This window comes from Blautia massiliensis (ex Durand et al. 2017) (assembly GCF_001487165.1).
GTDB classification, from domain to species: Bacteria; Bacillota; Clostridia; order Lachnospirales; family Lachnospiraceae; genus Blautia_A; species Blautia_A fusiformis.
Genome location: NZ_LN913006.1, coordinates 375,923 through 402,500, shown reverse-complemented (window position 1 = coordinate 402,500; position 26,578 = coordinate 375,923). Strand labels below are relative to the sequence as shown.

Here is a 26,578-nt window from a genome sequence, read left to right as displayed (position 1 = left end):
CTTGGATACTTTATCATATCTTCTGTCTTTTGTCAACTGTGAATTTCATTTTTCTGAAATTCTTTTTAATTGTTTGTTTTTTGAAAGCAATTATTTGCGACAGCTCAGTTATAATACCACTGGGAGTTATGCTTGTCAACCATAAATTTCAATTTTTTTGGATTTTCCTGGAAGTTTATTTTTATAGGACAATTTTTTATTCTTATTTGTAATTTTTAGGATTATCTTTATTGTTGTTTATTGTGTTGTTTTTTTAATAATAAGACTCTTCACTGGATGGCGCTACGCCGGTCGCATTTTCAATGCGGGAATATGCAGGGGGAAGGCCATCTCAGAGTTCCGTAGCCCGAAGGCCCTCCCCCTGCACCCCCACCCTCTTGGGCACGGAAGTAATTCTTCGTTGTTGTGTGTGCTGCGTTGTTGACTTTTGTCTGTATGCTGCGGTACTCAAAATGGAACGTTGTGCCGATCTGGTTTCTGTATTCTTCGGTACTTATGGTGGTACGCTGTGCCGATCTGCGATCTAGTTCCTGTATTCTTCGATATTTATGGTGATACGCTGTGCCAATCCCGTTTCTGTATTCTTCGATACTTATAGGAATATTCTGTACCAGTCTGACATTTCAGGACAGGACGCCCAGTCCGCTTCCATCCCCCGCATGTTTTTTCCTGTCGGTTGGAAGCGTCAGCCAGAGGAAGGTGGCATCGGGCCGGGCTGTTGCGGAGGAGGGGTGATTACTACTTGGGCTGCGGGAGACGGCGTTATTGCGGCAGGGTCTGCTGTCTGAGCCGGAGGCGAGTTCTGGCCCTGCCGCAATGCTTTTAGCCGTCTCACGGAGCCCTAGTAGTATCCCCCGACGGAGTCCCTGCCCGGAGCGATGCCACCTTCCTCTGGCGTCCCTCTATACATCCACCTCTCAAAACCCCAAAAACATCCCCGACTGCCTCCACTCCCGGAGCGATACCACCTTCCTCTGGCGTCCCTCTATACATCCGCCTCACAAAATCCCAACAACATCCATCCCGGAGCGATGCCACCTTCCTCTAGCGTCCCTCTATACATCCGCCTCACGAGTCCACAAGCCCTTCCCGGACCCGCTCCGTAAGACTGTCTCCACCCTTACGATACCAATCTTCCACAAAAGAGTCAAAAGAACTCACAGGCATCCTCCCCATAATGATCTGGATAAATGCGTTCTTCTCCAGCAAACGCAAAGTCTGAGGAATCTCCCCGTCACCATCCCCCAGATACTTCTTCTCCGGAGCACGGTAATTCGCATCCACCAGAAGCCCCACCGCCGAGATCCTGGACTTATACGCCGCCCAGGCCTCTACCGAAGGCACCTCCGCCTCAAGATACTCCTTACACGCATCAAAATAAGACGCCTCAATGGCACTGAGATCCTCCCTGGTCTTCTCATCGCCCGGACTGTAAAGAACCTCACGGATATGCTTTGTCACTATATAAGTAGCCTCATTATAATCCACATTGATCATTAGCGGACGCGCCGTAGGATCCACATTCAAGGCAAAATAAGTGTTCATCTCATCCGCATCCTCTGCCTCATATCTGGAATGGTCAAACAACACACTCAAAATCTTCATTGCAATCTCCGGATGCTCATACCCTTTACGCACAACTACATATTTATTATCTCGAAACGTAGAGTATACCTCCACAGTCCGCTTTACATCCGCAGTCAGATAATACGGTTCCCAGTCTGCCTCTTTATTCTTCCGATACTCATCCATAAGAGGATTATTCGGAGTCCACCAGAGCCCGAAAAACGCTCCGCATTTTCCATTCACCACAAGATCACGGATATTATTCTGTGCACGTAAAGCAAAATCCGAATCAAGTATTCCCTGCCTGTAAAGCTCTCTGAGATACCCCAGAGCCTCCTTTGTCTCCTCCGTCAGCGATCCATAGACAATTTCTCCATCTGCATTTTCAATCCACTGCTGCGGATATGCCCCGAACTTTTCAAACACAGAGTCCACCGAATAGCTGGTGCTGACCGTGCCCACAAGTCCCGGATCACAGACAAGTCCCACAGGATCTTCACCATCCTCTGCGCCCATCCGGTTTTCCTGAAACGCACGGATCACTGAAAAAGCCTCTTCCAGTGTCTTCGGTTCTTTCAGTCCCAGCTGCTCCATCCAGTCACGTCTCAGCCATAAAAGCTGCGCCCCATCATCAATGGCAGTCTCCGGAAGTGCATACAGTTTTCCGTCAAAAGTCCCAGATGCCAAAAGTTCCTCTCCATAGCTCTCATACATTTCCTTTATTTTATCGGAAGCGCAGCTTTTGTATACTTCCGTCAGATCCTCGATAAGATCATTTTCAACCAGTTCTTCCAGAGTTTCCCTGTCCGACACCAGAAAAATATCCGGAAGATTCCGATCTTTGACCAGGATGTTCAGGGCTTCGTCATACCGCTCCTCACTCTCCATAAAAACATTCTTATTCTGAATATTCAGTGTTTTTTTCAGATACCGGGTATATGCATTGTCCTCATAATTCTGCCCGTCCGGAAGATTAGAATTATTAGCCCCTTTCATCTGTCCCAGAGTATAAGTTACAAGCTCCGGATATTTCCCCAGAGGCGTGGTTTCTGCCTGTTCCCAGCTCTTACTGTTCTTTTCGGACAGAACATCTATATCTGTTTTTTCCATTTCTGCAGTTCCTAAAGAACACCCCGTCAAAAGTGCCAGGCTCAGTATCGTACTCAGAAATACCACTGTTTTTCCCAGACTAAGTCTCATCTTTTTTTACCTCTTTCGGGATCCTCATATCAACGCTTGTCCCCTCACCTACCTTGCTCAGGATCCGGATGGCATATTTTTCTCCATATAAAATGCACATACGGTCATTGACATTTTTAAGGCCATAGCCTTTTGCCTGATATGTGAGCAGCTTTTCTGCCTGCTCCTGCTCCATCCCTATTCCGTTATCTTCAACCCGGATCACTACATCTCCATTCTCTTCAAAGAAATAAAGTTTCAGAAGCTTTTCCCCTTCCTCCTTCACATCCAGGCCATGCTCCAGAGCATTCTCAACGATGGGCTGCAGGGCAAGCTTCGGAACCAACTCCTGCTGCACAGACGGATCGATATTCCACTCCACCTTAAAATCATTGTCATGCATGATCAGCTGGATTTCCAGATAAGCTTCGATATTCCGAATACAGGTTTCCACAGTCACCATATCTGCTCCCTTACTGAGCGCTGTCCGGTAAAATGTAGATAATGCCAGTGTCACACGGCTGATCTCCTTCTGACGGCTCTTAATCGCCATCCAGTTTATAATAGAAAGAGAATTATAAAGAAAATGGGGATTGATCTGGGCAGTCAACGCTTTCAGTTCAAATTCCTTCAGAGCGATCTTATTTTCATACACTTCTTCGATCAGTCGATTAATTTCATCCATCATATGGTGAAAGCTTCTCACCAGCTGTCCTACCTCATCTCCAGAATCACTGTAAACCGTAACTTCACGGCTTCCCTGGTTCACCTGTTCCATATTTCTGGTAAGCTGCTCAATCTTTCTGGTAAACAGCTTAGAAAACGTCATTCCAAGCACAATGATGATCACAACACAGAAGCCGATCAGTGGGATCTCACTGATCAATACTTTTGAAACCGAGCTCTCGATCACAGCCGGAGGTTTGTAAAAATAATAGGTCCATCTTGTTTCATGTCCGCTGCTGCTGACATAGGTATATTCTTCCCTCAGACGATCCAGCTTTTTTGCGGTTTCTTTCTGTGCTGAAATATCACTGGCCGCCAGATTTTCTCCATGATAGACGATATTTTGCTGATCATCCACCACAAAGCCTCCGGAATTCCGTTCAATAATATTAGCCAGAGGCTGGAATACTTTTCCGTAATCCAACAAAATACAGAGCACAGCCTCCCTGATCTTACCATCATATATTTCCCTGACTGCCGCGATCTGACGATTATCCCGGTCCACGATCCACTGAACCGTCACGGTATTATTTAATTTGTCACTCCACCATTCCCCATCAACCTCTGAAAGCGGAGCCAAGGTATATTCATGGCGCACGGGAATGCTTTCTGCAAAAAGATGTATCCCCAGAATTGCTTCGTGGTAGGATTTCGGCACCGTCAACAGCGGATCCACAACTTCCGTATACTGTTCATATGCAGTATAACGATCCATATCTTTGTTGAAGATCACCTCCTGGATTTCAGGAGAATAGGTAAGATAATTCAAAAGGCTGGCATAAATTTCGATCTGCCCGTCAATGTTTTCTCTGGTCTGCTCCAAAATGGAGTACATATCCTCCATCTCATTTTTCCGTACAAGACTACTCATACGACTGTGACTATACAGTGCCAACACAGTCATCGGCACCAGGGATACCACCACAAGAAGATTTGTCAGCTTGTACCGGTATTTCATATTATTATACTTCTTCAGAAGACTCTTCATCCTCATTGTTTCCTTTCCGATAGGACTCCGGGCTGCTTCCGTAATATTCCCGGAAGCTCCGGCAGAAATACGAAGAATTGGCAAATCCTACCTGCTCGCTGACCATGGCTACTTTCATGTTGGTAGTTCGTAGAAGCTCCTTGGCCTTTTCCATGCGGAACACACGGATAAAACGATTCAGGTTCATCCCCGTCTCCTTCTTGAAAATAAAGCTGAGATAGCCGGAAGAAAGATATACTTTTTCTGCCAATGTTTCCAGATTCAGATCTTCCGCATAGTGATTGTAAATATAATTTTTGACTGCTGCCACCTCATCTCTGGATTCGCTCATGGAACGGTCCAGGAACTCCTCGTACTGGCGGATATTTTTTTCTGTAACCTCAATGATCTCCTGAATGGTAGAACAGCCATACAGATGATCCACCTCCAGATCCAGCCTGTGCTCTCCGGCAAAACGATTCTCCTGAAACAGCTCCCTTATCACATTGGAAAAAACAAATTTCACATACATGGCCGAAAACTGGGTATTGGACTGATATTTGGATGCCAGGCTGCGGAAATGGCTCCACAGCTGCTTCACATCCTTTCTGGAAATATCTTCTGAGATTTTTTCCATAAGCCTGGAATCCTGCTCCTCTTCTCCGGTATTTTTTTCCTCGTCCTCCTCGCTGGTGTAGACATGAATATCCGGATGATAAAATTTTTCTTCCATCTGCTGCTCCAGCTGTTCCATGATTTCCGGCAGTTCCTGATATCCGTCAAAACGCCGGCTTACAGCCAGATGAAAGCGAACAGGATGAAGGCGCTTCAGAAGATTATAGACATTTTTTGCCACAAGGACATAATCACAGTACACATCCTTAAAAAGAAGCAAAGACTGACGGCCATTAAGATTCAAATAGAAGAAAGAACGGCGAAGCTCTTCCCGGATCTCAAGGGGAACCTCATCACTGGCAGAATCAAAAAAAGCTTCATCCGATTCAATAAGAATTGCACAGTGCCACTGCTCCCAGACAGAAAAATCCACAATTCCTTCCGCTTCCTTCAGACGCTCCTGATCTCCGGAATAAATGTAGCCCAACAGAAAATACTGCTGAAGAAAGCTCTTTTCTTTTATGGACTGCTGCTCTTTATTTTTCCGGGATGCGATCTCCTTCTGGATCTTCTGTATGGTGTCATGAAAGCGGTCCGGATCCACCGGTTTCAGTACATAATCCGTCACACCATAGCGGATCGCCTCCTGAGCAAAAGCAAAATCTCCATAACCGCTGAAAATGATAATTTCCAGATCCGGATATTCCTCTCTTGCTTTTTTTGAAAGCTCCAGACCATCCATATGCGGCATTTTGATATCTGTCAGCATCAGATCCACCGGATGCTTTCTCAGCTCATTTAATGCCAGCTTGCCATTAGCCGCCTCATAAATCTCCCACTCTCCCTCCTCCATAGACAGAAGAAAGCGGATTCCGTCACGTTCCAGTTTTTCATCATCTACCACCAAAACTCTGTACATTCCTCACCTCGCCAAATATGGCCTGATCCACGTAAAAGCACGCAGAGCAGGCCGTTTTTCTTTCATTTTAACATTATTCAACTAATTTGTCAGCCCTTAACAGCTCCTGCAACCACACCTTCAATGATATATTTCTGGCATGCAAGATAGAAGGCAATGATCGGAATGATGGAAAGAACAAGAACGCCCATCATCGCTCCCATATCAATGGTTCCGTAACCGCCCTTCAGATACTGGATGGCAATGGAAATGGTTTTATATTTCTTGATATCAAGTACCAGATATGGAAGAAGATAATCATTCCAGATCCACATGGTTTCCAGGATCGCTACAGTTACACAGGTCGGTTTCATAACCGGAAGAACCACTTTAAAAAATGTCTGGATCGGGGTACAGCCATCGATCATGGCAGCTTCCTCGATCTCGATCGGAATGGATTTTACAAAACCGCTGAACATAAATACCGCAAGTCCTGCTCCATATCCAAGATAAATGATGATCAGTCCCCACGGAGTATTCAGTTTCAGGATGTTTGCAATCTTGGAAAGAGTAAACATTACCATCTGGAATGGTACGACCATGGAAAACAGGCACAGCATGTACATGGTTTTTGTCAGCGTGTTGGTAACACGGTTGATATACCAGGCACACATGGAGGTACAGAGCAGAATTACCGCAACAGAAAATACTGTGATAAATAATGTCCATCCAAATGCCTGGAAAAATCCGGTTTTTGCTAGACCATTTACATAGTTTTCCAGACCTACGAACATTTTATCCGTTGGGATTGCAAAGGGATAACGGCTGATGTATGCTTTTTTCTTAAAAGAATTAATCAAAACCAGAAGGATCGGGAAAATATAAGCAACAGATACCACACTCAGGATCGCAGTCCACAGACCGCTGAATTTTACTTTTTTATTCATTACTGCTGTACCTCCTTACTTCTTGTGAGACGATTCTGGATCATGGCAATTGCTCCAACCAGGATAAAGAAGATCACGGCCTTCGCCTGTCCTACACCTTCCCATCCGGTACGTCCATAGAAGGTATTGTAAATATTCAGTGCAAGCATTTCTGACATATTGGAAGGCTCACCATTTGTAAGAGCAAGGTTCTGGTCAAAAAGCTTGAAGGAGTTGGTAAGTGTCAGGAAAGTACAGATGGTGATGGACGGCATGACCATAGGAATGATCACATGCTTCAGAAGCTGTCCTTTGTTCGCACCATCGATCTGTGCAGCCTCGATCAGTTCACCCGGGATATTCTGGATACCTGCAATGTAAATGATCATCATATATCCGATCTGCTGCCAGCACATCAGGATCACAAGACCCCAGAATCCGTAAACAGAAGAATATGTAAGTGTTTTATTGATCTGAAGAAGCAGACCGTTTAACAGAAGCTGCCATACATAACCAAGGATGATTCCACCGATCAGGTTTGGCATAAAAAATACAGTACGGAATATATTGGTTCCTTTGATCTTCTTGGTCAGAAGCAACGCAACTGCAAAACCGATCACATTGATCAGAACTACTGATACAACCGTAAATGCGGTGGTGTACCATAATGCATGTCCAAAGGTTCCATCCTCAGTAAAAATCTTCACATAGTTCTGTAATCCCACGAATTTTGCATCCGTTACTGTGGTAAATTTACAGAAGGAAAGATATACGCCCATGATAAAGGGAACGATAAATCCAATGGTAAATGCCAGCAGGGTAGGCAGGACAAAAACCGGAAAATACTTTTTCATCATCTTATTCTGCATGTTTTCTCTTCCTTTCTCCTGAGGATGCATCCTTCCCTACTTTACACATCCTCTCTTCATTAAAAGAGGCAGGCGGAAACCGCCCACCCCTTCGTGATCACGTTTCAGTTATACCTTATCAGCCTTCATTTGCTGCTTTGTACTCTTTTGCCCATCCGTCAACAAATGCAGTTTTCACAGCATCCCACTCGCCGGTACCCTGTGCATACTCAAGCATTGCACTGCCGACCTGGTTTTTCCACTCTTCAGAAGGCATGGTTGTAAAGTTCCATGAAACCGGAGTTTTACCAGCTTTTACATATTCGTCGGCTGCTTTTACAAGCGGATTTGCAGACTCATAATTCTCATCAAAGGTCTTGAATGGTGTTGTAAATCCCATTTCCTGGCTTATAGATTCTCTTCCTTCATCACTTGTGATAACCCAGCTGAGGAAATCAAGAGTTGCCTGGATATCCTTCTCATCTGCTTTTTTGTTTACGCACCAGTAGTTCTCACTGCCTGTGCAAAGTCCCTGGTCCTCTTCACCATCTACACCAATATAGATTGGAAGCATTCCCATATCCTCGTCTGCTACTTCGTTATCTTTGATGTTATCATAAGCCCAGGTTCCATTCTGATAGAACACAGCCTCTCCAAGACCAAATTCAGCATTTGCATCATCGATAGTCTTGCTGGAAAGAAGGCTTGGCTCACAGGTAGAATCTGTGATATAAAGGTCAAACAGGTTCTTGAAGTTGTCAAGATAGGTCCCTTTGATCGCATCTGTGGATGTGATTCCGTCTTCTTTGTACTCATAATAGATTGGAAGGTTTGCAAGGTGTGTCTTGAAGCGCCAGTCACTGGAAGAATCAAAGCCTGCGGAAGTAAATGCACCGTCAACTCCAAGGTCATCTTTCTTAGCCTGGATATCATCTGCAACCTTCTTTAATGTCTCAAAATTGTTGATCTCATCTGCAGACTTGATCACAGCGCCATCCATCTCACAGTATTTCTTAAGAAGCGCTTTGTTGTAAATAATTCCATATGTTTCAATTACATAGGCGATACCGTCAACTGCACCGCTGTCCTCCTTCAGTACGAAATCGTCACTCTCCACATTTTTATAAACATCGCTGTCTTTCAGGTCATAGCAATAATCCTTCCAGGATGCAAGTCCAACTGGTCCGTTAACCTGGAACAGTGTCGGAACCTCATCCTTGGCCATCTCTGATTTCAGAGTAGACTCATAAGTTCCGGAAGCAGCTGTAACAACGGTAACCGGTACACCAGTCTCATCGGTGTATTTCTTTGCCAGGTCTGACCACTGATCTGCCTGCTCCGGTTTAAAATTCAGATAATAAACAGAGCCTTCACTGTCATCCCCCTTTGCCATAGCCGGAACTGCCGGGATCATAGTAGCTGCCATCAAAGCTGCAAGACCAAATGCTGTTGCTTTTTTCATTCTCATAATCGTACCTCTCCTTTACCTTATATGATATTCAATTTGTTTCGCGGATATGCTTAAAACGTCCATTTCGCATATTCCTGACCGATAAGCTTCAAATCAGCTTCTCGATTAACTTGATATTATTGTAAATCGAAGAGGTCATTTTCACTATATAAAAAAATCAAGAAACATGTTGATTTTTTTATATAGTAAAAATATTGATATTTTATCATGAAAAAAGAAGCCGGAACAGGCTTACTCCCATTCCGGCTTCTTTCATATATTATTTTCGATTCATCATGCTTTATTGACAGATCCGAAAAGCTCCATTTTCTCTTTAACAGTAGCTTTGATCGCTTCTGCTCCAGGTGCAAGAAGCTTACGTGGGTCATATCCTTTACCCTGCTGATCTTTACCCTCTTCAATGTATTTACGTGTAGCTTCAGCAAATGCAAGCTGGCACTCTGTATTTACATTGATCTTGGAAACGCCAAGGCTGATCGCTTTCTTGATCATGTCTGCCGGGATACCTGTACCACCGTGAAGAACAAGCGGCATATCTCCTGTCAGTTTCTGAATAGCATCCAGAGTCTCAAAGCTTAAGCCCTGCCAGTTAGCCGGATATTTTCCGTGAATGTTACCGATACCAGCTGCAAGGAAGTTGATTCCGAGATCTGCAACTCTCTTGCACTCCTCAGGATCAGCGCACTCGCCCATACCAACAACACCATCTTCCTCGCCACCGATGGAACCAACCTCTGCCTCAAGAGACATGTTGTGCTCAGCAACGATCTTAACCAGCTCTTTAGTCTTAGCTACGTTCTCATCGATCGGATAATGAGATCCGTCGAACATAATGGAAGAGAAACCAGCCTCAACACATTTCAGGCATCCATCATAGCTGCCGTGGTCAAGATGAAGAGCAACCGGAACAGTGATGTTCAGCTCTTCCATCATACCGTTAACCATACCTACAACAGTCTTATAACCTGTCATGTATTTACCGGCACCCTCGGAAACACCAAGGATTACAGGAGAGTTGAGCTCCTGAGCTGTCTGAAGGATAGCTTTTGTCCACTCAAGGTTGTTGATGTTGAACTGACCAACTGCATAATGGCCTGCTTTTGCTTTTTTCAGCATTTCTGTTGCGTTTACTAACATGATAAAATCCTCCTAACCTGTATTAGGATACGGAAAAACCGTGTCCTTTATATCCAACCGTACTCATAATAGCAGATTTCCTTTGGTAAGTCCAGTATTTTACCAAAAATGCTGATGCTGTGGGAATTATTATTTTTTTTGAGAAAAAGCTTGCAATTTTATCAAATGTTATATATAATACATTTGTTGTTCACGGATGGATTCCCGAGTGGCCAAAGGGGGCAGACTGTAAATCTGTTGGCACCGCCTTCGAAGGTTCGAATCCTTCTCCATCCAGCGAATTTAGCTCTTACATCTTTGCGATGTAGGAGCTATTTTTTTTGTGCAAAAAGAAAACCGCAAAGGGGCCGCAAAGCCGCGGCCCCTTTGCACACCCCTCGGGCTTTTTTAAGGAGTTCTTGGTTGTGGATGAGGGGAGGGTGTTGACTTGTGTCTGTATGCTTGGGTATTGGATGTGGGACGCTGTGCCGATCTGGTTCCTGTATGCTTCGGTGTTGGATGCGGGATGCTGTGCCGATTTATTTTTTGGGGGATACGGCCGGCTGCTTTATTGGTTATGGATTGTTTTGAGGCCGTTTTCTGTATGCTTCGGTGTTGGATGCGGAACACTGTGCCGATCTGGTTCCTGTATTCTTCGGTGTTGGACGTGGAACGTTGTGCCGATTTATTTTTATATATTGTGTTTTTTGGGCACTGGGCAGAATGTACATTCGCTTCTATTGTCTGCTCTCTGCGGTTGAATTTTCAGCCGGGGATGTGGCAGCGGTATGGGCTGCTGCGGAGGAGGTGTGATACTGCTTAGGCTGCGGGGATCGGCGTTATTGAGACAGGGGCTGCTGTCTGAGCCAGAGGCGAGTTCTGCCCCTGTCTCAATGTTTTTAGCCGATTTCCGGAGCCTTAGCAGTATCCGCCGACGGAGCCCTGCCCGTACCGCTGCCACATCCCCGGCGTACGGTTCATTCAATCCACCACACAAAGAAAAAGACGGCCACCCCCCAAAAAGCGAGACAGCCGTCCTTTCCTCACACATCATACATAGGAAATCGAAACACCGAAAAAAATCTATTTGTTAACTCTGTTAACCGTATTACCATCCAGAAAAGCCTTGATATTATCAACCGTAATATCCATGATCCTCTGTCTGGAAGCCTGAGCAGCCCAGGAGATATGCGGAGTGATGATGCAGTTTTTAGCCTTGAGAAGCGGATTATCCCCCTTGATCGGCTCAGTAGAAACAACATCAAGACCAGCAGCATAAACCTTCCCACTATTCAGAGCATCTGCCAGATCCTGCTCAACAACAAGCTGACCACGGCTGTTGTTGATAAGGATAACTCTATCCTGCTTCCTTTGTTTGCAAGAACGATAACATCTCCCGGCTGAGCCATATCCAGTGCTTTATGGAACAGAAGGTTATCTCCTGCCGGTGCATTTACTGTAAATGCAGTTCCCAGAAGTCTTGCCTTCGGGTTCAGCGGGAAAATGCTGGAATCTACGGCAGCGATACTTCCACAGTTATCATCAATATTTGCAACTGGAATTCCACGGAAGGCTTCTACTAATTCTTTTGACGGTCTTTCAAAGTTTCGTCTGATCCTACATCCTAATGCCATATGAAAACCTCTCTTCTTTTGATTTTCTTTTTTAATTGTATTTATCATATCATACAAGCTTACTATTGAATAACGAATAATTTCTCTGTATAATATAAATAATTTTTATATTATCAAAGCTTACCCCCCTATAGACAACACCAAAGAAAAGGAGCTGTTCATATGAATCTTGCTGAAATCGAAACCTTTCTCACCATTGTAAATACCAAGAGCATCACCCGTACAGCGGATCTTCTTTTTCTTTCCCAGCCTACTGTCAGCCACCGGCTCACATCTCTGGAGAACGAACTGGGTTTTCCCCTTGTGATCCGTCAGAAAGGCCACAAGCAGGTGGAACTGACTGCCAAGGGAACAGATTTTATCATCCTTGCGGAACGCTGGATGTCTCTCTGGAAGGAAACTATGGAGTTGCAGCGCAATCAGGATTCCCTGCTGCTTACCATCGGCTGTACAGACAGCCTGAACGTAGCTGTTTTCGCACCACTATATGACAGGATCTTAAATGAGCAGACCAAGCTGGACCTGAACATCGAGTCCCATCATTCTTCAGAGCTCTACGGTCTTCTTGGAGAACACAGCATTGATATCGGATTTGTCTACCACAAATTGCATTACAAGAATATCATAACAGAGAAAATCTTCGAAGAAAAACTTTATCTGATACAATCGGATCAGCCAGTGATTCCGGCTCCGGCAATACATACCGATGAGCTGGATCCATCCCTGGAGCTGTTTTTAAGTTGGGATGACAATTATCAGATCTGGCATGACCGCTGGCTTTCCTCCGCTTCCAGGCCTCACATTGCGGCAGATACCATCACACTTTTGGACCGTCTCTGGAAAAAACCGGGAAACTGGATGGTCGCACCACAGTCTGTGATCCTGGAGCTTTCCCATTACCGGCCTCTTTTTATCAGTGAACTGAAAAACACACCGCCAAACCGTGTCTGCTATAAGATCAAGCATAAATATCCAAAGTCCACCAGCAAACGTGCCGTGGAATTCTTCGAAAATGCACTGGAAGACTTTCTTGCAGAATCCACTCCGTCCTTCCCGATCGGGCAGGTATGGGAACGCCAGAAATAAAAAAACGGTAAGCACAAGTCCGTCAGGAAGATTTTCTGCTTTACCGTTTCTTCTTATTATATTATTTATACCAGGATTTTTGATCCACCGCTTTCCGCCACATAAAGCAACAACGGGCTTCGACTTGTTTCATCATATATCAAGAACACTTTGTTTACAAGGATTTTCAGCATTTCCATGAAAAACAATATTTCGTCTGATTGCGTCTATTTTCTTTTATTTGTCACAAAAATTGTCATAAAAGAGCCACGCCCGATAAAGGGAATGGCTCTGATTATTACATTATATTTTCAAGCTTTTTTATTTCATTCTGTACTCTTGCAGCATCTACGTGATTGTATATGTTCATTGTAATGCTTATGTCACTATGTCCCATAATCATTTGTAAAACTTTGATATCTAGGCCAGCTTCTGCACATCTGGTGCAAAACGTATGCCTCAGCATATGTGGATGTGTCAAGTATAGGACAAAAAAATTTTATTTTTTTCTGCCGAAGACTATCTGACGTTTCCATCAGGTAGTCCCAGCACCTTTATTATCTTCTGATAAATCATTCTTGTCCTGCTCAAGTTATCTCTGTTCTGAAAAAATATCGTCAAAATTCCATTCGATTTCAATTTCATCCTGAATCAGAGAAACAGCAGCACCCGTCACTGCAATCAGCCCCACTCTCCAGTTCATACAGGTAAGCCACAAAAGAATACAGATAAAATTCAGATGCGCACTGTTCCATGTACATGTCTGAAAAACAAATCATCACACCTGGCATTACTCGGTAAACCGTCATAACGCCCTCTCCTGTCGCATCATTTAACATAAGAACAGCGCAATTCTCATTCTGAATCACAGGCTTCACATTACTTCCAAGACTTGCAATTTCATTTACATTCAAATTTCTTCTCCTTTCACATAGTGGTATTTCTTTGTATTAGTTTCATCTAACCTTTTTTTCTATTATCTTAACATGAGAATCGAGCATTATCCAGACCTGAACGGACGACAATAATCCATTTAGACAAAAATAAAGTTCCAGACTTATTATCTGAAACTTTATTATAAATCCAGCATCATTGCATTACTTCACACAACGGAAATATACCATAGAACCGTCAACATGGATATCCGTTTCTTTATATAGTTTTTGAAGGATATCTCTCAGCTCTTTCTCCGTCTGAAACGGTGGAGAAAACCACCCTTTCTTTGCAAGAATATTTTTTACCAGCCAATCTGTCCGTTTCGATTTTCCCCTGATTTGACACTCCCCACAGCTAAAGTAGGGGGATTCTTGCTTCTCCCACTACTGCATTGGCAAACACCTTACGGTACTGCAATGTCTTACACAGTGTCCACAAGCTATATTTATACTGTTCCCGTATGCCCTACGGTACAGTTTTTATCTTTATGCAGACTGCATCTGCAGTCCTTTTTTCAGAATATTGATACTTGCTTTCGTATCCCGGTCATGAACCGCATGGCATTTGGGACACTCCCAGATACGAATGCCCAGATTTTTTATCCGTGGATTTCTGTAGCCACAACAGCTGCAGGTCTGACTGCTCGGATACATCGTTGGTACTCTGTGAATTTCATTTCCATACCAGCCAGCTTTATATTTCAGCATTTCAAAAAATTTTGCCCAGGAAACACTCGCTATCGATTTTGACAGTTTATGATTCCGGATCATCCCCTTAACATTCAGATCTTCAATACAGATGGTTTGGTTTTCACGCACCAGCATCGTTGACTGTTTCTGCAGGAAATCATTCCGCTGATTGGTTACTTTCTCATACACTCTTGCCACCCTGATCCGCTGCTTCTCGCGGTTATAGGAATCTTTTTGTTTTCGGGAAAGCCTGCGCTGTTCTCTTATGAGTTTTCGCATTGAGCGTTCCAGATATCTGGGATTTGATACCGTATTTCCATTACTGTCGGAGTAGAACGCTTTGATTCCGACATCAATCCCTATCGTTCCGCCAGCATTTGAGCGTGGTTCCGGTTCAAAATCAACATTTAAAACCGCAAAATATTTTCCAGCCGGTGTGTGCTCAATGATCACGTGATTAATCTTTTCCACTTCCATCGACTGCCGTATTTTAACAAATCCAAGTTTCGGAAGTTTGATATATCTTCCCACAATACGAATATTATCTTTTTGATTTACCGTTCTGTATGACTGGAACCGGTTATGTTTACTTTTGAAGGTTGGATAGGAAGCCCGTTTCTCAAAGAAATTCACAAATCCCCGGTCGAGATCCCGCAAAGACTGCTGTAATGCAATGGAATCTGCTGCTTTCAGAAAGGCAAACTCCTCTCGCTTTTTCAGTTCAGTCAGCATGGCGGAAGTCTGGGAATAGCCGATCTTTTCCCCATTTTCATAGCCTTCCTTACGCATGGCAAGTCCCCGGTTGTAGATGAACCGGCAACATCCCAGGGTCTGATGGATGAAGTTTTTCTGTTCTCTGTTCGGGTAGATCCTAAATTTAATTCCTTTTTGCATTATCCCATCTTATCCTTTTGTCTCTGCGATGTTTTCTGGTTTTCAATATACTGTTTTACTGTTTCCAGCGGAGCACCGCCCACCGTCGATACAAAATAGCTGTTTGTCCAGAGAGTCGGCATTTTCGTTTTAAGATAGGGAAATTCATGTCTTAAAATTCTGGACGTATAGCCTTTAAATGACTTTACAGCTTTGTGGATGCCAAACTGAGGATCTACTTCCAAAAGCATATGAACATGATCTGGCATGATCTCCATTTCCAGAATGTCTACAGAAAGATTTGTAGCATACTCTGTGAGCAGCTCCTTCAGCCGGACGTCCACACCGTTAATTAATACTTTTCGTCTATACTTTGGACACCATACTACATGGTATTTACAGGAATAGACGACATTGTTGTTTGATTTATATGTTGTGTTCATATTTATATTATACTATAGTTCATTAGTTAATACAATTACTATTTTGTCCATCTTCAATTACTTGCATAAATTCGATGGACGCGTCTTATATCCCCATAACTGAAGCAAGGGGTTTTACGACGCATTGGATAAAAACAGGCAATGAAATCGCCGCCTGGTTTCAAAACACGCCATATTTCATGAAATGCTTTTTGCTTATCAAGAAATGCATGAAAACCATTCATACTGACAACGGTATCAACAGATTCATTCTCCATTTGCAGGTTTCCCACATCCCCCTGAATACATTTGATATGCGCATGACTACCAAGTCTTTTTCTGGCTTGTTCAAGCATATCCATGCTGTAATCAATACAAGTAATATGTGCATTTTTCAGAGAGCTCCATTTGTTTTCCGTAAATACAGCAGTTCCAACCGGAACATCAAGAAGCTTTCCTGAAAAGTCATCAGGAACATATGATAAAACTTTTCGTGCTATATCATTATCATCCGTGCCACTCCAAAATAACTTAATATACAGTTTGCTGAAAATATTTCTTTGCGTAAGAACATCGTCATATATATTTTTTGATGTTTCATAAGCATTTTGTATTTTGTCTGCCATATTACCTTCCAAATTTAATTTTAATTCTAAAAGCTTAAAACTATCGTTCTCTAATCTTCCTGACATTACGATTCATGAGGTGTCTTCCAATATGTCTATAAGCAAATGCTTTAAAGGCTGAAATTTCTTGATGATGTTCCCTCAACAGTTCATCTGGACAATCATAAACACCAAAATCCTGATTGATTCCCTCGCTCTGAATATAAGTATTGTTCCTATCAAACTCAATAATGAGATTTCTGAAATCCTTGACTGCTACTCCATAACCGCAAAATGCACCTGTACATTCCGAATTTTGTTCCTGTAACTTCTTTATGTAGGTTTTATCCAAAATGAAAGCTTCCAGTTCGTACCACTGATTTTCGAAATTAATTTCTACCCAGCTATGGAAAATACTTTTTGGAGCATTACGGTAAACAAACCCGGTCATAGCCCCTTTCTGCAATCTTTTATCAATCGTAAAACCATGTACTCTGCATGGAATATTGCAGGCACGTAAAAGTGCCATAAATAAAGTTCCTTTTGTATTACATTGTCCATAACCATCTGCAAGTACTTTTGAAGCTGAAATTCCGTCATCAATATTATATCCAAATAAAACATCATCTCTTACATAGTTGTAGATTGCCTTAATCCTTTCAAATTCACCCATTTCCTTCCATTTCATATTTTGAATAAGTTTTTGAATTGCCGGATTAGAAAAATCAACCATTCGTGTTTCCCTAAGATACTTATCTTTCATTTCCTATCGCCTTTCCCATAGGTTTTCTCACAACACAATGCATTCGCATACCTTTACGAATTTCAAATTTTTCTACTTTTAATCCTGCTTTTTTGCAACATTTTATGACCACATCTCTTGTTGGCACTTGGACATCTCCATGTCCGCATATATTTGCCAACGGCATTTCCAATGTATTCATTAGCCATACCAATACTTTATTGTCACTGGTCACATCTCTCAGTATCAATCTTCCATTTGGGCGAAGACATCTTTTCACACTGTCAAAAAATGCCTGTGGATCCGGATAATGATGGAAGCTCATAGAACAAATAATTGCATCAAATGAATCCTTTTCAAAAGGAAAGTTCTCACAGTCTCCTACAACAAATGTTGCATTTGGAATTTTTTTCTTTTTTGCCTGTTCAATCATAGCAGGAGTCAGATCCAGTCCTGTATAATGCCGGTCTGGATGTTTTTCTGCTAATAAAGAAATCATTGGAGCAGGCCCACAGCCTGCATCTAATAAATCTCTAAATGGCTCCTTCTCTAATTCTTCCAGAATATCCGGATAATCTTTCTTGCACATTTCGTAAATGCCAGCATGGTTACTTTCATATCTTCCTGCTGCTTTTGTAAACTCTTTAATTGACAATTTTTTATATTCTTCATTTTTCATGCTTTTTTCTCCAATCACTGTACCTTTTTCGCCTTGCATCCGCATTTCTTCATTTTTTTCATATAAGCATAAAACTGCTTATGCAATTCCCTCATTTCATCTGGTGCCTTCATAGCATGTTGATACATAAATTTATCTCCAAAACTGCTTCCAAATGTAACTGCCAGCATAATCGTCAGAAATGACAATGGTAAAAAGCGAAAAATATTCATTTTCCATGGTGACAGTTTACCCTTTTGTTTTCGCAAAAAATTAAAATTTCTTTTCATCCTTTCTGCTGTTTTCCTCATGATTTTCCATTCTTTTCCCACTTTCTCCGGATCGTCTGATTCATAATACGCATCTGCAATCGGTACCACCATAGCAAGATGACAAAGCTGCCATAGATGCATATCCGTTACTTTCTGGTATGGTATATGAGCATGCCTCAATATCTCTGAAAACTGCTTAGTTCTTTCGGATTTATTTCCTGATATTTCTGCAAATGTTGTTGGCTGAATCAACCTTGGAGTAAGTGCTGCATCAAGGATACCATCATCATTTATACTTCCGCCTGCTCCTGGAAAAGCCGGTAATATTCTTCCTTTTCCGACAATGTCTTCCCATTTATTGTAACTGTCCAGTGAATTTATCATTGTAACAATCGTATTACTTTTATTATTTTTCAATTCAGTAAGTGCTTCATACAGCTGGTTTTCCCGGACAGTAAGCAAGACAAAATCATAAATATCATCGTTTGGTAGTTCTCCAAGAATCCTAATCTCTGCCTTTATTACTTCCTGATTTTTCTTATATTTCAATCCATTATTTCTTAAAGCCTCAAGTCTTTTACCTCTGGCATAAATATTTGTATCATAACCGGCTTCTGCAAATAAAGCCGCATACAAGGATCCAATCACACCAGCACCATAAATCAATATTCTCATAAGAATCTTTCCTCTCCTCTTACCCCAGCGCCACATCCAAGATCATCATCAAACTAAATCCAATTGCAAAGAAAAGCGTACCGATATTCGAGTGCTGTCCCTGAGACATTTCCGGAATTAGTTCTTCAACCACGACATATAACATAGCTCCTGCTGCAAAGCTGAGTAAATATGGTAATGCCGGGATTACCAGCTGTGCGACAAGAATCGTCATTACTGCTCCAATCGGTTCAACGACTCCTGAAAGTACACCTCCCAGAAATGCCTTTCTCTTACTTTCACCCTCTGCCCTAAGCGGCATGGATATAATCGCTCCTTCTGGAAAATTCTGGATAGCAATTCCAAGTGATAAAGCAAGTGCACTTGTTGCTGTAATCTGTGCATTTTCAGCAAGAAATCCTGCATACATTACACCAACTGCCATACCTTCAGGGATATTATGTAATGTAACTGCCAACACCATCATCGTAGTACGGCCAAGTTTGCTTCTCGGTCCCTCTGCCTGATCACTTCCAACATGAAGATGTGGAATCAAATGATCAAGTGCGAGTAAAAACAATATACCAATCCAGAACCCAACAACTGCCGGAACAAACGATAAAGTTCCCATATTCTCAGATTGTTCAATTGCCGGAATCAGAAGACTCCAGATTGAAGCAGCAACCATTATACCTGCTGCAAACCCTGCAAGTGCACGTTGCAGTAACTTGCTAAGTGTTTTTCTCATAAAAAACACGCATGCTGCACCTAGCGTTGTTCCAACAAATGGAATCAGTATACCTTCAAAAACATTCATTAGCATTATGTATTCCTTTCTGTATAGTCAAAAGTACTTTCACATCGTTCTGTTGTTAGTTTTAACTAACTACCATGTATAAAAGAAACCGTGCAAAAAGCAAACTGTAATTTCACACGGTTTTCCTTATGTTTAAGTATATCACTTACGAAATCATATAACAATATAATTCTTTTAACAATTTACAAGAGAAAGATCATCCATGTATGCACAATCTGCAAAAATCTCAGATGCTGTGCGAATTCCCTTGCTCTCAGCGATATCACCAAGAACTGCTCCTGCACAGTAATAAACGATCAGATTTTTGTCATACTCGCAGATTGCCTCACAGATCGCTGTGGAAATATCCTCGTCATACTGGCAGCCATTCCCCATTGCTCCATGAGGAGCGACATGCTGAAGCTTCATTCCGTAGCTCTTGGTAAATGCAGCCAGTGCTCCGATCTGGTATCTGACATAATTCTTAACTTCATCATGAGAGAGAACCATCTTTCTTCGTCCAAAGCCAAGAAGATCCGGATATCCAGGATGGGCTCCAACCATAACGCCACGTTCCTTTGCCATGCGGACTACCTTATCCATTACCATCGGATCGCCTGCATGCCAGCCATATGCAACATTTGCTGTTGTGACATATTTGATGATCTCTTCATCGCCGCCAAGCTTATATGCGCCAAAGCTCTCACCCATGTCACTGTTTAAGTCGATACTGTACATGTTGCTACCTTTCTTTCTTTACTTGTTGAAATTATAACATGTTAAATAAAAATAATAAAATAGATTATTTTTTCAGAATATATTAATATTTTCTATATTTCTTTTGCAATAAATTTTACTTTTCTTTGATCCGTTCTTTGAAAAGCTGTTGACAAAGATTTTTATATATGATTAAATAGTCATATGAACATTAATTCATATATTCATATAAAAAACAAACGAATCAGCAAGGAGAGTTCATATGGAAGAAAAATTAAAGAAAGATTCCATGAAGTCCGCAGATTCCTGCGGCTGCGGTCACGAGCATGCGCATCACAGCCATGATGAGCATGAAGAACATCACGATCATGAGCACCATGATGAGCACTGCGGCTGTGGCTGCGAGAATCATGACCATGAAGATCATGAACATGAGCCTCCTCACCACCATGAGCACTGCAGCTGTGGTTGTGAGGATCATAAACACGAACATCATGCTCACGAGCACAAACATCATGAACATGAGCATCCTCATCACCATGACGAGCACTGTGGTTGTGGTTGCGAGGATCACGAGCACGAACATCATGCTCACGAGCACCTTCACCACCATGACGAGCACTGTGGTTGTGGCTGCGAGGATCACGAGCACGAACATCATGCTCACGAGCACCTTCACCACCATGACGAGCACTGTGGTTGTGGCTGCGAGGATCACGAGCACGAACATCATGAACATGAGCATCCTCATCACCATGACGAGCACTGCGGCTGTGGTTGTGAAGATCATAAACATGAACATCATGAACACGAGCATCATCACCATGACGAGCACTGCAGCTGTGGTTGTGAAGATCATAAACATGAACATCATGAACACGAGCACCTTCACCACCATGACGAGCACTGTGGTTGTGGTTGCGGAGATCATGAGCACCACGGTCACTCCCACAATGCTCTCACCGCAAAGCGTGTCTACATTCTGGAGAACCTCGGCTGCGCTCACTGTGCTTCCAAAATGGAGGAACGGATCCAGGCTCTTGAAGGCGTCGAAAGCGCTACCATTACTTTTGCAACAAAACAGCTTCGCTTAGGGGCTGCAGATCCAGACGCTCTGCTTCCGCAGATCCGCAAGATCTGCACATCCATTGAGTCTGAAGTTAAAGTTGTTCCGAGAAATCCAGCTCCGGCAGCTTCCACTGACACAACAACTAAGACCTATCTTCTGGAGAATCTAGGCTGCGCTCACTGCGCTTCCAAAATGGAGGAACAGATTGCAAACCTTGAAGGTATTTCCGAAGCAACCATCACTTTTGCAACAAAACAGCTTCGCTTAACTGCAAAGAATCCGGATCGATACCTGGATCAGATCCGTAAGATCTGTACATCCATTGAATCCGAAGTTCTTGTAAAAGAAAAGGATCCGAAGCCAAAGGCTCAGTCCCCAAAAACAGTGACTCACCAAACCGCTTCCAAGAAGAAATTTTTCTCCAGGGAAAACATAGATATCATCTGCATTATCATCGGTGCAGTACTCTTCGTTGCCGGAGAGATCATGGAACACAAAGGCTTTGGTACCAGTGCCACTCTTCCTGTATTTGTGATCGCATACCTGGCGCTTGGGGGTGTTATCGTTGTAAAAGCTGCCAAAAACATCTCTCACGGACAGATTTTTGACGAAAACTTTCTCATGAGCATTGCAACACTTGCCGCTTTTGCCATCAATGATTCTGCTGAGGCCGTAGGCGTTATGCTCTTTTACCGCATCGGCGAGCTTTTTGAGGAAAAAGCCGTTGAACGAAGCCGCGGGCAGATCATGGATGCCGTAGACCTTCGTCCGGAAGTTGTAAACCTGGTCACAGGCGATGATATCCAGGTAATTCCCTCTGAAGAGGCTCAGATCGGAGACATTCTTCTGGTCCGTCCCGGAGACCGCATCCCTCTTGATGGTATCGTAATTGAGGGAAACAGCCGTATCGACACTTCTCCGATCACAGGAGAGCCTGTACCGGTTGCTGTAAATGAAGGTGATGAGATCACTTCTGGTTGCGTCAACACTTCCGGCCAGCTTAAGATCCGCGTGGAAAAACCTCTGGAAGAATCCATGGTCACTCGTATTCTGGATTCCGTAGAAAACGCGGCAGCAAGCAAACCGAAGATCGACCGCTTTATCACACGTTTTGCCAGGGTTTATACTCCTTGTGTTGTAGGAATCGCAGTGGCAACTGCCATACTCCCATCCCTTGTTACCGGAAACTGGCATTACTGGATCTACACAGCCATTACTTTCCTGGTAATGAGCTGCCCTTGTGCTCTTGTACTTAGTATCCCGCTGGCCTTCTTCTCTGGGATTGGTGCCGGTTCTAAAAAGGGTATCCTTTTTAAGGGTGGCCTTTCCATCGAAGGATTAAGTAAGCTCGGCGCTGTGATCATGGATAAGACCGGTACTATCACAGAGGGTAACTTCCAGCTTCAGAAGGTTGTTGCCACCGGTAAATACACGGAAAATGAACTCCTTTCCATGTGTGCAGGCTGTGAACAGAACTCCACACATCCTATTGCAAACAGCATCGTTGCTGCCGCAAAGGAACGTGAGATCCAATTTGAAAAACCGATCTCCCTGGAAGAAATTTCCGGTCACGGGATCGTTGCGGAAATGCCGGAGGGAAAAGTTCTCTGCGGAAATCGCAAGCTGATGGATAAATTCGGAGTTACAATCGGAGAATTAAAGGAAGCCGCTTACGGCTCTGAAGTATTTATGGCAGTAAACGGAACCTTCGCAGGATATATGCTGATCTCCGATACCATCAAACCTGACGCAAAGGAAGCCATTGCTTCTCTGAAAAAGCTTGGTCTCCACACCGTTATGCTCACTGGAGACTCCGAAGACAGTGCACAGGCTGTAGGAAAAGATGCCGGAATCGATGAGATCTATGCAAAGCTTCTTCCGGAGGATAAGCTCAATGCCCTGAAAAAGGTCCGCCAGGCACATGGAACGGTTATGTTTGTCGGTGACGGTATCAACGACGCTCCTGTTCTTGCAGGTGCTGATGTAGGTGCTGCCATGGGAAGCGGTGCAGATGCTGCCATTGAAGCCGCAGATGCCGTATTTATGAATTCCAATGTAGATGCGATCCCTCAGTCTATCGCCATTGCACGAAGCACAAACCGTATTGCATGGCAGAACGTAATATTTGCCCTGGTGATCAAGATCGCAGTTATGATCCTTGGTCTTGCCGGACATGCTAACATGTGGATGGCCGTATTTGCAGACACTGGCGTTGCCATGATCTGCGTGCTGAATTCCATTCGTATCCTGTATAAAAAATAAGATCCGTTCTGCAGGGCAGATATCCTGCAGCGGATCCCTGTGCATCCATACAACTCCCCAGTGATGCAGAAAAGAATTTGACCGGTGCGTTTTTTTCAGCTACAATAGAAGTTAACAGTTTGGAGGATGCGCAAATGAAGAAAACACATATAGATTACCCGATCAATGATGATACACTGTACCGGCTTGCCGACCTGTTCAAGGTTTTCGGTGATCCTACCAGGATCCGTATCCTGTACGTACTTTCTGTGGAAGAGCTCTGTGTTCAGGATATTGCCGATCGTCTTTCCATGACCCAGAGTGCCATTTCCCATCAGCTCCGGGTACTGAAGCAGATGTCACTGGTCAAATTTCGAAGAGATGGAAAAACCATTTACTACTCCCTGGCAGACAGCCATGTGGCAACCATCATGAATCAGGGTCTGGAACACGTTACAGAAGAATAACTCATAAAACACAATGCAAAAAGCCAATCTGCTTCCTAATGGAAGAACAGATTGGCTTTTTTCTCTGCCTTACTCGTGCATCATTTGTATTTATCCCTCGCCCTGTGGTGAAGCACCATCGCTCCGTATGCAGGCATCTTCACCTGAAGAATCCCTGCATCTGCAATATATTCTTCCGGCATTTCCGTATAACCCTCTCCGGAAGAAAGCATCAGGCGCTGAAAAGCCGTTGCTTCTTTCCGGCTTACACCGGTTTTCCAGGCTGTTACCCTTATGTCTCTCTCCTGATCCTGATTATTAAGGATCACTATGATCTGTTCAGAATCAGAAAAACGACCATAGCTCAAGCCCTGATGATCGTTCCACAGAAATTCCAGGGAACCTTTTGCAAGAATCGGATATGCCTTGTGTATGCAGATCATACGTTTATGAAAGTCCAGCATCTCCTGGTCTTCTTTTCCCCAGGGATAAGTTCTGCGGTTATCCGGATCTGTAAAGCCGCAGACGCCGGCCTCATCCCCGTAATATACCGTAGGCGAACCAGGCCACGTCATCTGAATCACAACAGCCTCTCTCATGATAGCAGGATTGATGCCTGCAGATGCTGCCTCTGCGCCTGCGTAGGAAAGCCTTCCTACTCTGTGATTGGTCCTTGTCAGAAATCTGGAATGGTCATGGTTTGAAAGCTCATTCATGGCTCCATAAAGCGCGCCCATATGCAAAGACTGCATATGATGCTTCATCGCCCCGATAAAGGCCTCACTGTTGCCATAAAGGTCCTCCCGGTACTCATCACTGTGCTTCTCCATTCCGGTCAGGAACCAGGTTACAGGCTCCATAAAAGCGTCATAGTTCATAACCGTATCCCACTCATCGCCGCGAAGCCAGCTTTCCGGATTTCCGTAGTGTTCTGCAAGGATCACTGCATCAGGATTGGCTTCTTTTACTGTCCTCCGGAACTCTTTCCAGAAATGATGGTTAAAATCATTACTGTGGCCCAGATCTGCAGCTACATCCAGTCTCCAGCCGTCTACGTTATACGGCGGCGAAACCCATTTTCTGCCCACATCAAGAATCGTCCGGCAAAGCTCCTCAGATTCTTCGTAGTTCAGCTTTGGCAGGGTATCATGGGTCCACCAGCCGTCGTAGGTTGGATTATAGGGCCAGCGGTTCTGATCCTGGAAGCAGAAGAAAGAACGATAAGGGCTGTCCGCCGAAACATAAGCCCCCTTCTCGTAGCCTTCCTGATTTTCGTAGATCCGTTCCCTGTCCATCCATTTATTAAAGGATCCGCAATGGTTAAATACCCCATCCAGGATCACTTTCATCCCTCTTCTGTGAATTTCCTCCACAAGCTCCTGAAAAAGCTTATTACTGGCCTCCAAATTCCGTTTATCGGTCACACGGCGGATATACTTAAGGGCATGACTGTTATCACTGTCTCCGGGACTTAACAGACCATCACAGTCCGCTACGATCCTTCCGATATGCGGATCGATATGATCGTAATCCTGACAGTCATACTTATGGTTGCTGGGAGAGACAAAGACCGGATTCAGATAGATCACATCTACTCCAAGCTCCTGAAGATAATCCAGCTTATCCATAACTCCCTGAAGATCGCCGCCATAAAATTCCCGGACACCCATCACAGCCGGAACCTTTTCCCAGTTATCCACTTTTACGGAAGTGTCCCCGATATAGAAATATTCCCCTGTTTCCACATCATTGGAAGGATCTCCGTTACAGAAACGATCCACATAAATCTGATACATCACAGCACCCTTCAGCCACTCAGGCACATGATATCCGGGATAGATCTCAAATTCTGTCCTTTCCTCATGTCTGGTGCTTACACCATTTGTATCATAATAACAGGTAACAAGTCCTGAATGGATCTCAAAGTAATATCGTACAAGATCTTTTCCCATTACGATCTGTGCAGTATAATAATCAAAGCTTCCGGAAGTTTTTTCCCGCTTCATTTCCAGATATTCTCCGTCATGCACAAGACAGACGTTGTCCACGTTATTTCTCTGGGTACGAAAACGGATCGTAACTGTATCACCTTCCCGCGGCTCCACAGGTGTACGGTAATATTCCGTCCCGTCACTGAACATTGCGTCTTTATTTAATACCGGACTCATATTGAGTATATACCGCATCTTCTTTGCAGTCTCCATGCTTTCATATAACATTCTATCTTCCTCATTCCGTTTTTAGTACCATGTTTTAAATATATTATCTTAATTTTTCCATCCCGCAAGCATATATATCTGTTTTCTCCGTAATTCGTCTTTTATTTTTGGGCAGTAAAAAAGGCAGCTGGTTAAGCTGCCTTTTTTGGAGAAGGTATTTCTTCTTATGGGGTGTAGCAAAAACTATATAATGTATTGGGGGGTTTTTACGGTATTTATAGTACCATG

At 43.5% G+C, this 26,578-nt stretch carries 23 protein-coding genes, 1 tRNA gene and 1 pseudogene; 4 read left to right on the top strand and 21 right to left on the bottom strand.

Annotated elements, in window-relative coordinates; all coding sequences use genetic code 11:
• Nucleotides 1–1,068: 1,068 nt before the first annotated feature.
• The 7 genes from BN3261_RS02865 to fba all read right to left on the bottom strand — a co-directional run bounded on the left by BN3261_RS02865 (nucleotide 1,069) and on the right by fba (nucleotide 10,333).
• Nucleotides 1,069–2,766, bottom strand: a complete 1,698-nt coding sequence (locus BN3261_RS02865; RefSeq protein ID WP_059085413.1) for an extracellular solute-binding protein — start codon at nucleotides 2,764–2,766, stop codon at nucleotides 1,069–1,071.
• Entirely contained in the window at nucleotides 2,756–4,459 is a 1,704-nt protein-coding gene (locus BN3261_RS02860; protein ID WP_021650824.1) for a sensor histidine kinase, read from the bottom strand. Before BN3261_RS02860 ends, BN3261_RS02865 begins: the two co-directional genes overlap by 11 nt.
• Entirely contained in the window at nucleotides 4,434–5,972 is a 1,539-nt protein-coding gene (locus tag BN3261_RS02855) for a response regulator transcription factor (protein ID WP_059085412.1), read from the bottom strand. The genes BN3261_RS02860 and BN3261_RS02855 overlap by 26 nt, the downstream gene beginning before the upstream one ends.
• Nucleotides 5,973–6,061: 89 nt before the next feature.
• Nucleotides 6,062–6,898: a carbohydrate ABC transporter permease gene (locus tag BN3261_RS02850; protein ID WP_059085411.1), complete on the bottom strand. Its 837-nt coding sequence runs from the start codon at nucleotides 6,896–6,898 to the stop codon at nucleotides 6,062–6,064.
• Nucleotides 6,898–7,746 (bottom strand): carbohydrate ABC transporter permease, encoded by an 849-nt coding sequence (locus BN3261_RS02845; RefSeq protein ID WP_110104281.1) that lies wholly within the window; start codon nucleotides 7,744–7,746, stop codon nucleotides 6,898–6,900. The genes BN3261_RS02850 and BN3261_RS02845 overlap by 1 nt, the downstream gene beginning before the upstream one ends.
• A 118-nt stretch (nucleotides 7,747–7,864) precedes the next feature.
• On the bottom strand, nucleotides 7,865–9,193 hold the full coding sequence (locus BN3261_RS02840) for an ABC transporter substrate-binding protein (RefSeq protein ID WP_021650828.1): 1,329 nt from the start codon (nucleotides 9,191–9,193) through the stop codon (nucleotides 7,865–7,867).
• Between the two features lie 276 nt (nucleotides 9,194–9,469).
• A complete protein-coding gene (gene fba / locus BN3261_RS02835) occupies nucleotides 9,470–10,333 on the bottom strand; it encodes a class II fructose-1,6-bisphosphate aldolase (protein WP_015527136.1) in 864 nt (287 codons plus the stop codon).
• A gap of 194 nt (nucleotides 10,334–10,527) precedes the next feature.
• Here fba and BN3261_RS02830 point away from each other — a divergent pair.
• Nucleotides 10,528–10,609, top strand: a tRNA-Tyr gene (locus BN3261_RS02830).
• A 786-nt stretch (nucleotides 10,610–11,395) separates the two neighbouring features.
• On the opposite strand, the pseudogene BN3261_RS18210 reads toward BN3261_RS02830, so the two are convergent.
• Both BN3261_RS18210 and BN3261_RS02825 read right to left on the bottom strand, forming a co-directional pair.
• Nucleotides 11,396–11,674, bottom strand: a pseudogene (locus BN3261_RS18210) (NAD(P)-dependent oxidoreductase); the annotation flags it as partial.
• Nucleotides 11,605–11,946, bottom strand: coding sequence for an RraA family protein (locus tag BN3261_RS02825; RefSeq protein ID WP_022426602.1), 342 nt, complete (start codon nucleotides 11,944–11,946; stop codon nucleotides 11,605–11,607). The gene BN3261_RS02825 and the pseudogene BN3261_RS18210, both read right to left, overlap by 70 nt.
• 162 nt (nucleotides 11,947–12,108) lie before the next feature.
• On the opposite strand from BN3261_RS02825, the gene BN3261_RS02820 reads away from it, so the two are divergent.
• Entirely contained in the window at nucleotides 12,109–13,032 is a 924-nt protein-coding gene (locus BN3261_RS02820; RefSeq protein ID WP_015527133.1) for a LysR family transcriptional regulator, read from the top strand.
• Between the two features lie 277 nt (nucleotides 13,033–13,309).
• On the opposite strand, the gene BN3261_RS17050 is transcribed toward BN3261_RS02820, so the two are convergent.
• From BN3261_RS17050 to BN3261_RS17620, 11 genes are all read right to left on the bottom strand, one after another.
• Entirely contained in the window at nucleotides 13,310–13,477 is a 168-nt protein-coding gene (locus tag BN3261_RS17050; protein ID WP_110925739.1) for a tyrosine-type recombinase/integrase, read from the bottom strand.
• A 175-nt stretch (nucleotides 13,478–13,652) separates the two neighbouring features.
• The gene (locus tag BN3261_RS02815; RefSeq protein ID WP_021650832.1) at nucleotides 13,653–13,925 is read right to left on the bottom strand and encodes a hypothetical protein; all 273 of its coding nucleotides are present in this window, start codon (nucleotides 13,923–13,925) and stop codon (nucleotides 13,653–13,655) included.
• A gap of 507 nt (nucleotides 13,926–14,432) precedes the next feature.
• A complete protein-coding gene (tnpB, locus tag BN3261_RS02810; RefSeq protein WP_059085410.1) occupies nucleotides 14,433–15,530 on the bottom strand; it encodes an IS200/IS605 family element RNA-guided endonuclease TnpB in 1,098 nt (365 codons plus the stop codon).
• Nucleotides 15,530–15,952, bottom strand: coding sequence for an IS200/IS605 family transposase (tnpA, locus tag BN3261_RS02805; protein ID WP_059085409.1), 423 nt, complete (start codon nucleotides 15,950–15,952; stop codon nucleotides 15,530–15,532). Before tnpA ends, tnpB begins: the two co-directional genes overlap by 1 nt.
• 53 nt (nucleotides 15,953–16,005) lie before the next feature.
• The gene (locus tag BN3261_RS02800) at nucleotides 16,006–16,557 is read right to left on the bottom strand and encodes a class I SAM-dependent methyltransferase (protein WP_110925850.1); all 552 of its coding nucleotides are present in this window, start codon (nucleotides 16,555–16,557) and stop codon (nucleotides 16,006–16,008) included.
• Nucleotides 16,558–16,597: 40 nt separating this feature from the next.
• Nucleotides 16,598–17,299 (bottom strand): transglutaminase-like domain-containing protein, encoded by a 702-nt coding sequence (locus BN3261_RS02795; protein WP_059085408.1) that lies wholly within the window; start codon nucleotides 17,297–17,299, stop codon nucleotides 16,598–16,600.
• Nucleotides 17,289–17,957, bottom strand: a complete 669-nt coding sequence (locus tag BN3261_RS02790) for a class I SAM-dependent methyltransferase (RefSeq protein ID WP_059086849.1) — start codon at nucleotides 17,955–17,957, stop codon at nucleotides 17,289–17,291. The genes BN3261_RS02795 and BN3261_RS02790 overlap by 11 nt, the downstream gene beginning before the upstream one ends.
• A 14-nt stretch (nucleotides 17,958–17,971) precedes the next feature.
• Nucleotides 17,972–18,883, bottom strand: coding sequence for a ketopantoate reductase family protein (locus BN3261_RS02785; protein ID WP_059085407.1), 912 nt, complete (start codon nucleotides 18,881–18,883; stop codon nucleotides 17,972–17,974).
• Nucleotides 18,884–18,902: 19 nt separating this feature from the next.
• A complete protein-coding gene (locus BN3261_RS02780; protein ID WP_059085406.1) occupies nucleotides 18,903–19,685 on the bottom strand; it encodes a ZIP family metal transporter in 783 nt (260 codons plus the stop codon).
• A 168-nt stretch (nucleotides 19,686–19,853) separates the two neighbouring features.
• Complete coding sequence (locus tag BN3261_RS02775; protein ID WP_235812333.1) at nucleotides 19,854–20,396, bottom strand: 5-oxoprolinase subunit PxpA; 543 nt, start codon at nucleotides 20,394–20,396, stop codon at nucleotides 19,854–19,856.
• A 253-nt stretch (nucleotides 20,397–20,649) separates the two neighbouring features.
• Nucleotides 20,650–21,381: a hypothetical protein gene (locus BN3261_RS17620; RefSeq protein WP_059085405.1), complete on the bottom strand. Its 732-nt coding sequence runs from the start codon at nucleotides 21,379–21,381 to the stop codon at nucleotides 20,650–20,652.
• A 12-nt stretch (nucleotides 21,382–21,393) separates the two neighbouring features.
• On the opposite strand from BN3261_RS17620, the gene BN3261_RS02765 reads away from it, so the two are divergent.
• Together BN3261_RS02765 and BN3261_RS02760 are read left to right on the top strand one after the other, a co-directional pair.
• On the top strand, nucleotides 21,394–23,706 hold the full coding sequence (locus BN3261_RS02765) for a heavy metal translocating P-type ATPase (RefSeq protein WP_059085404.1): 2,313 nt from the start codon (nucleotides 21,394–21,396) through the stop codon (nucleotides 23,704–23,706).
• Nucleotides 23,707–23,840: 134 nt separating this feature from the next.
• A complete protein-coding gene (locus BN3261_RS02760; protein ID WP_022427364.1) occupies nucleotides 23,841–24,152 on the top strand; it encodes an ArsR/SmtB family transcription factor in 312 nt (103 codons plus the stop codon).
• A gap of 80 nt (nucleotides 24,153–24,232) precedes the next feature.
• Here the strand turns inward: BN3261_RS02760 and BN3261_RS02755 are convergent, their stop codons facing one another.
• The gene (locus BN3261_RS02755) at nucleotides 24,233–26,350 is read right to left on the bottom strand and encodes a glycoside hydrolase family 13 protein (protein ID WP_059085403.1); all 2,118 of its coding nucleotides are present in this window, start codon (nucleotides 26,348–26,350) and stop codon (nucleotides 24,233–24,235) included.
• Nucleotides 26,351–26,578 lie beyond the last annotated feature (228 nt).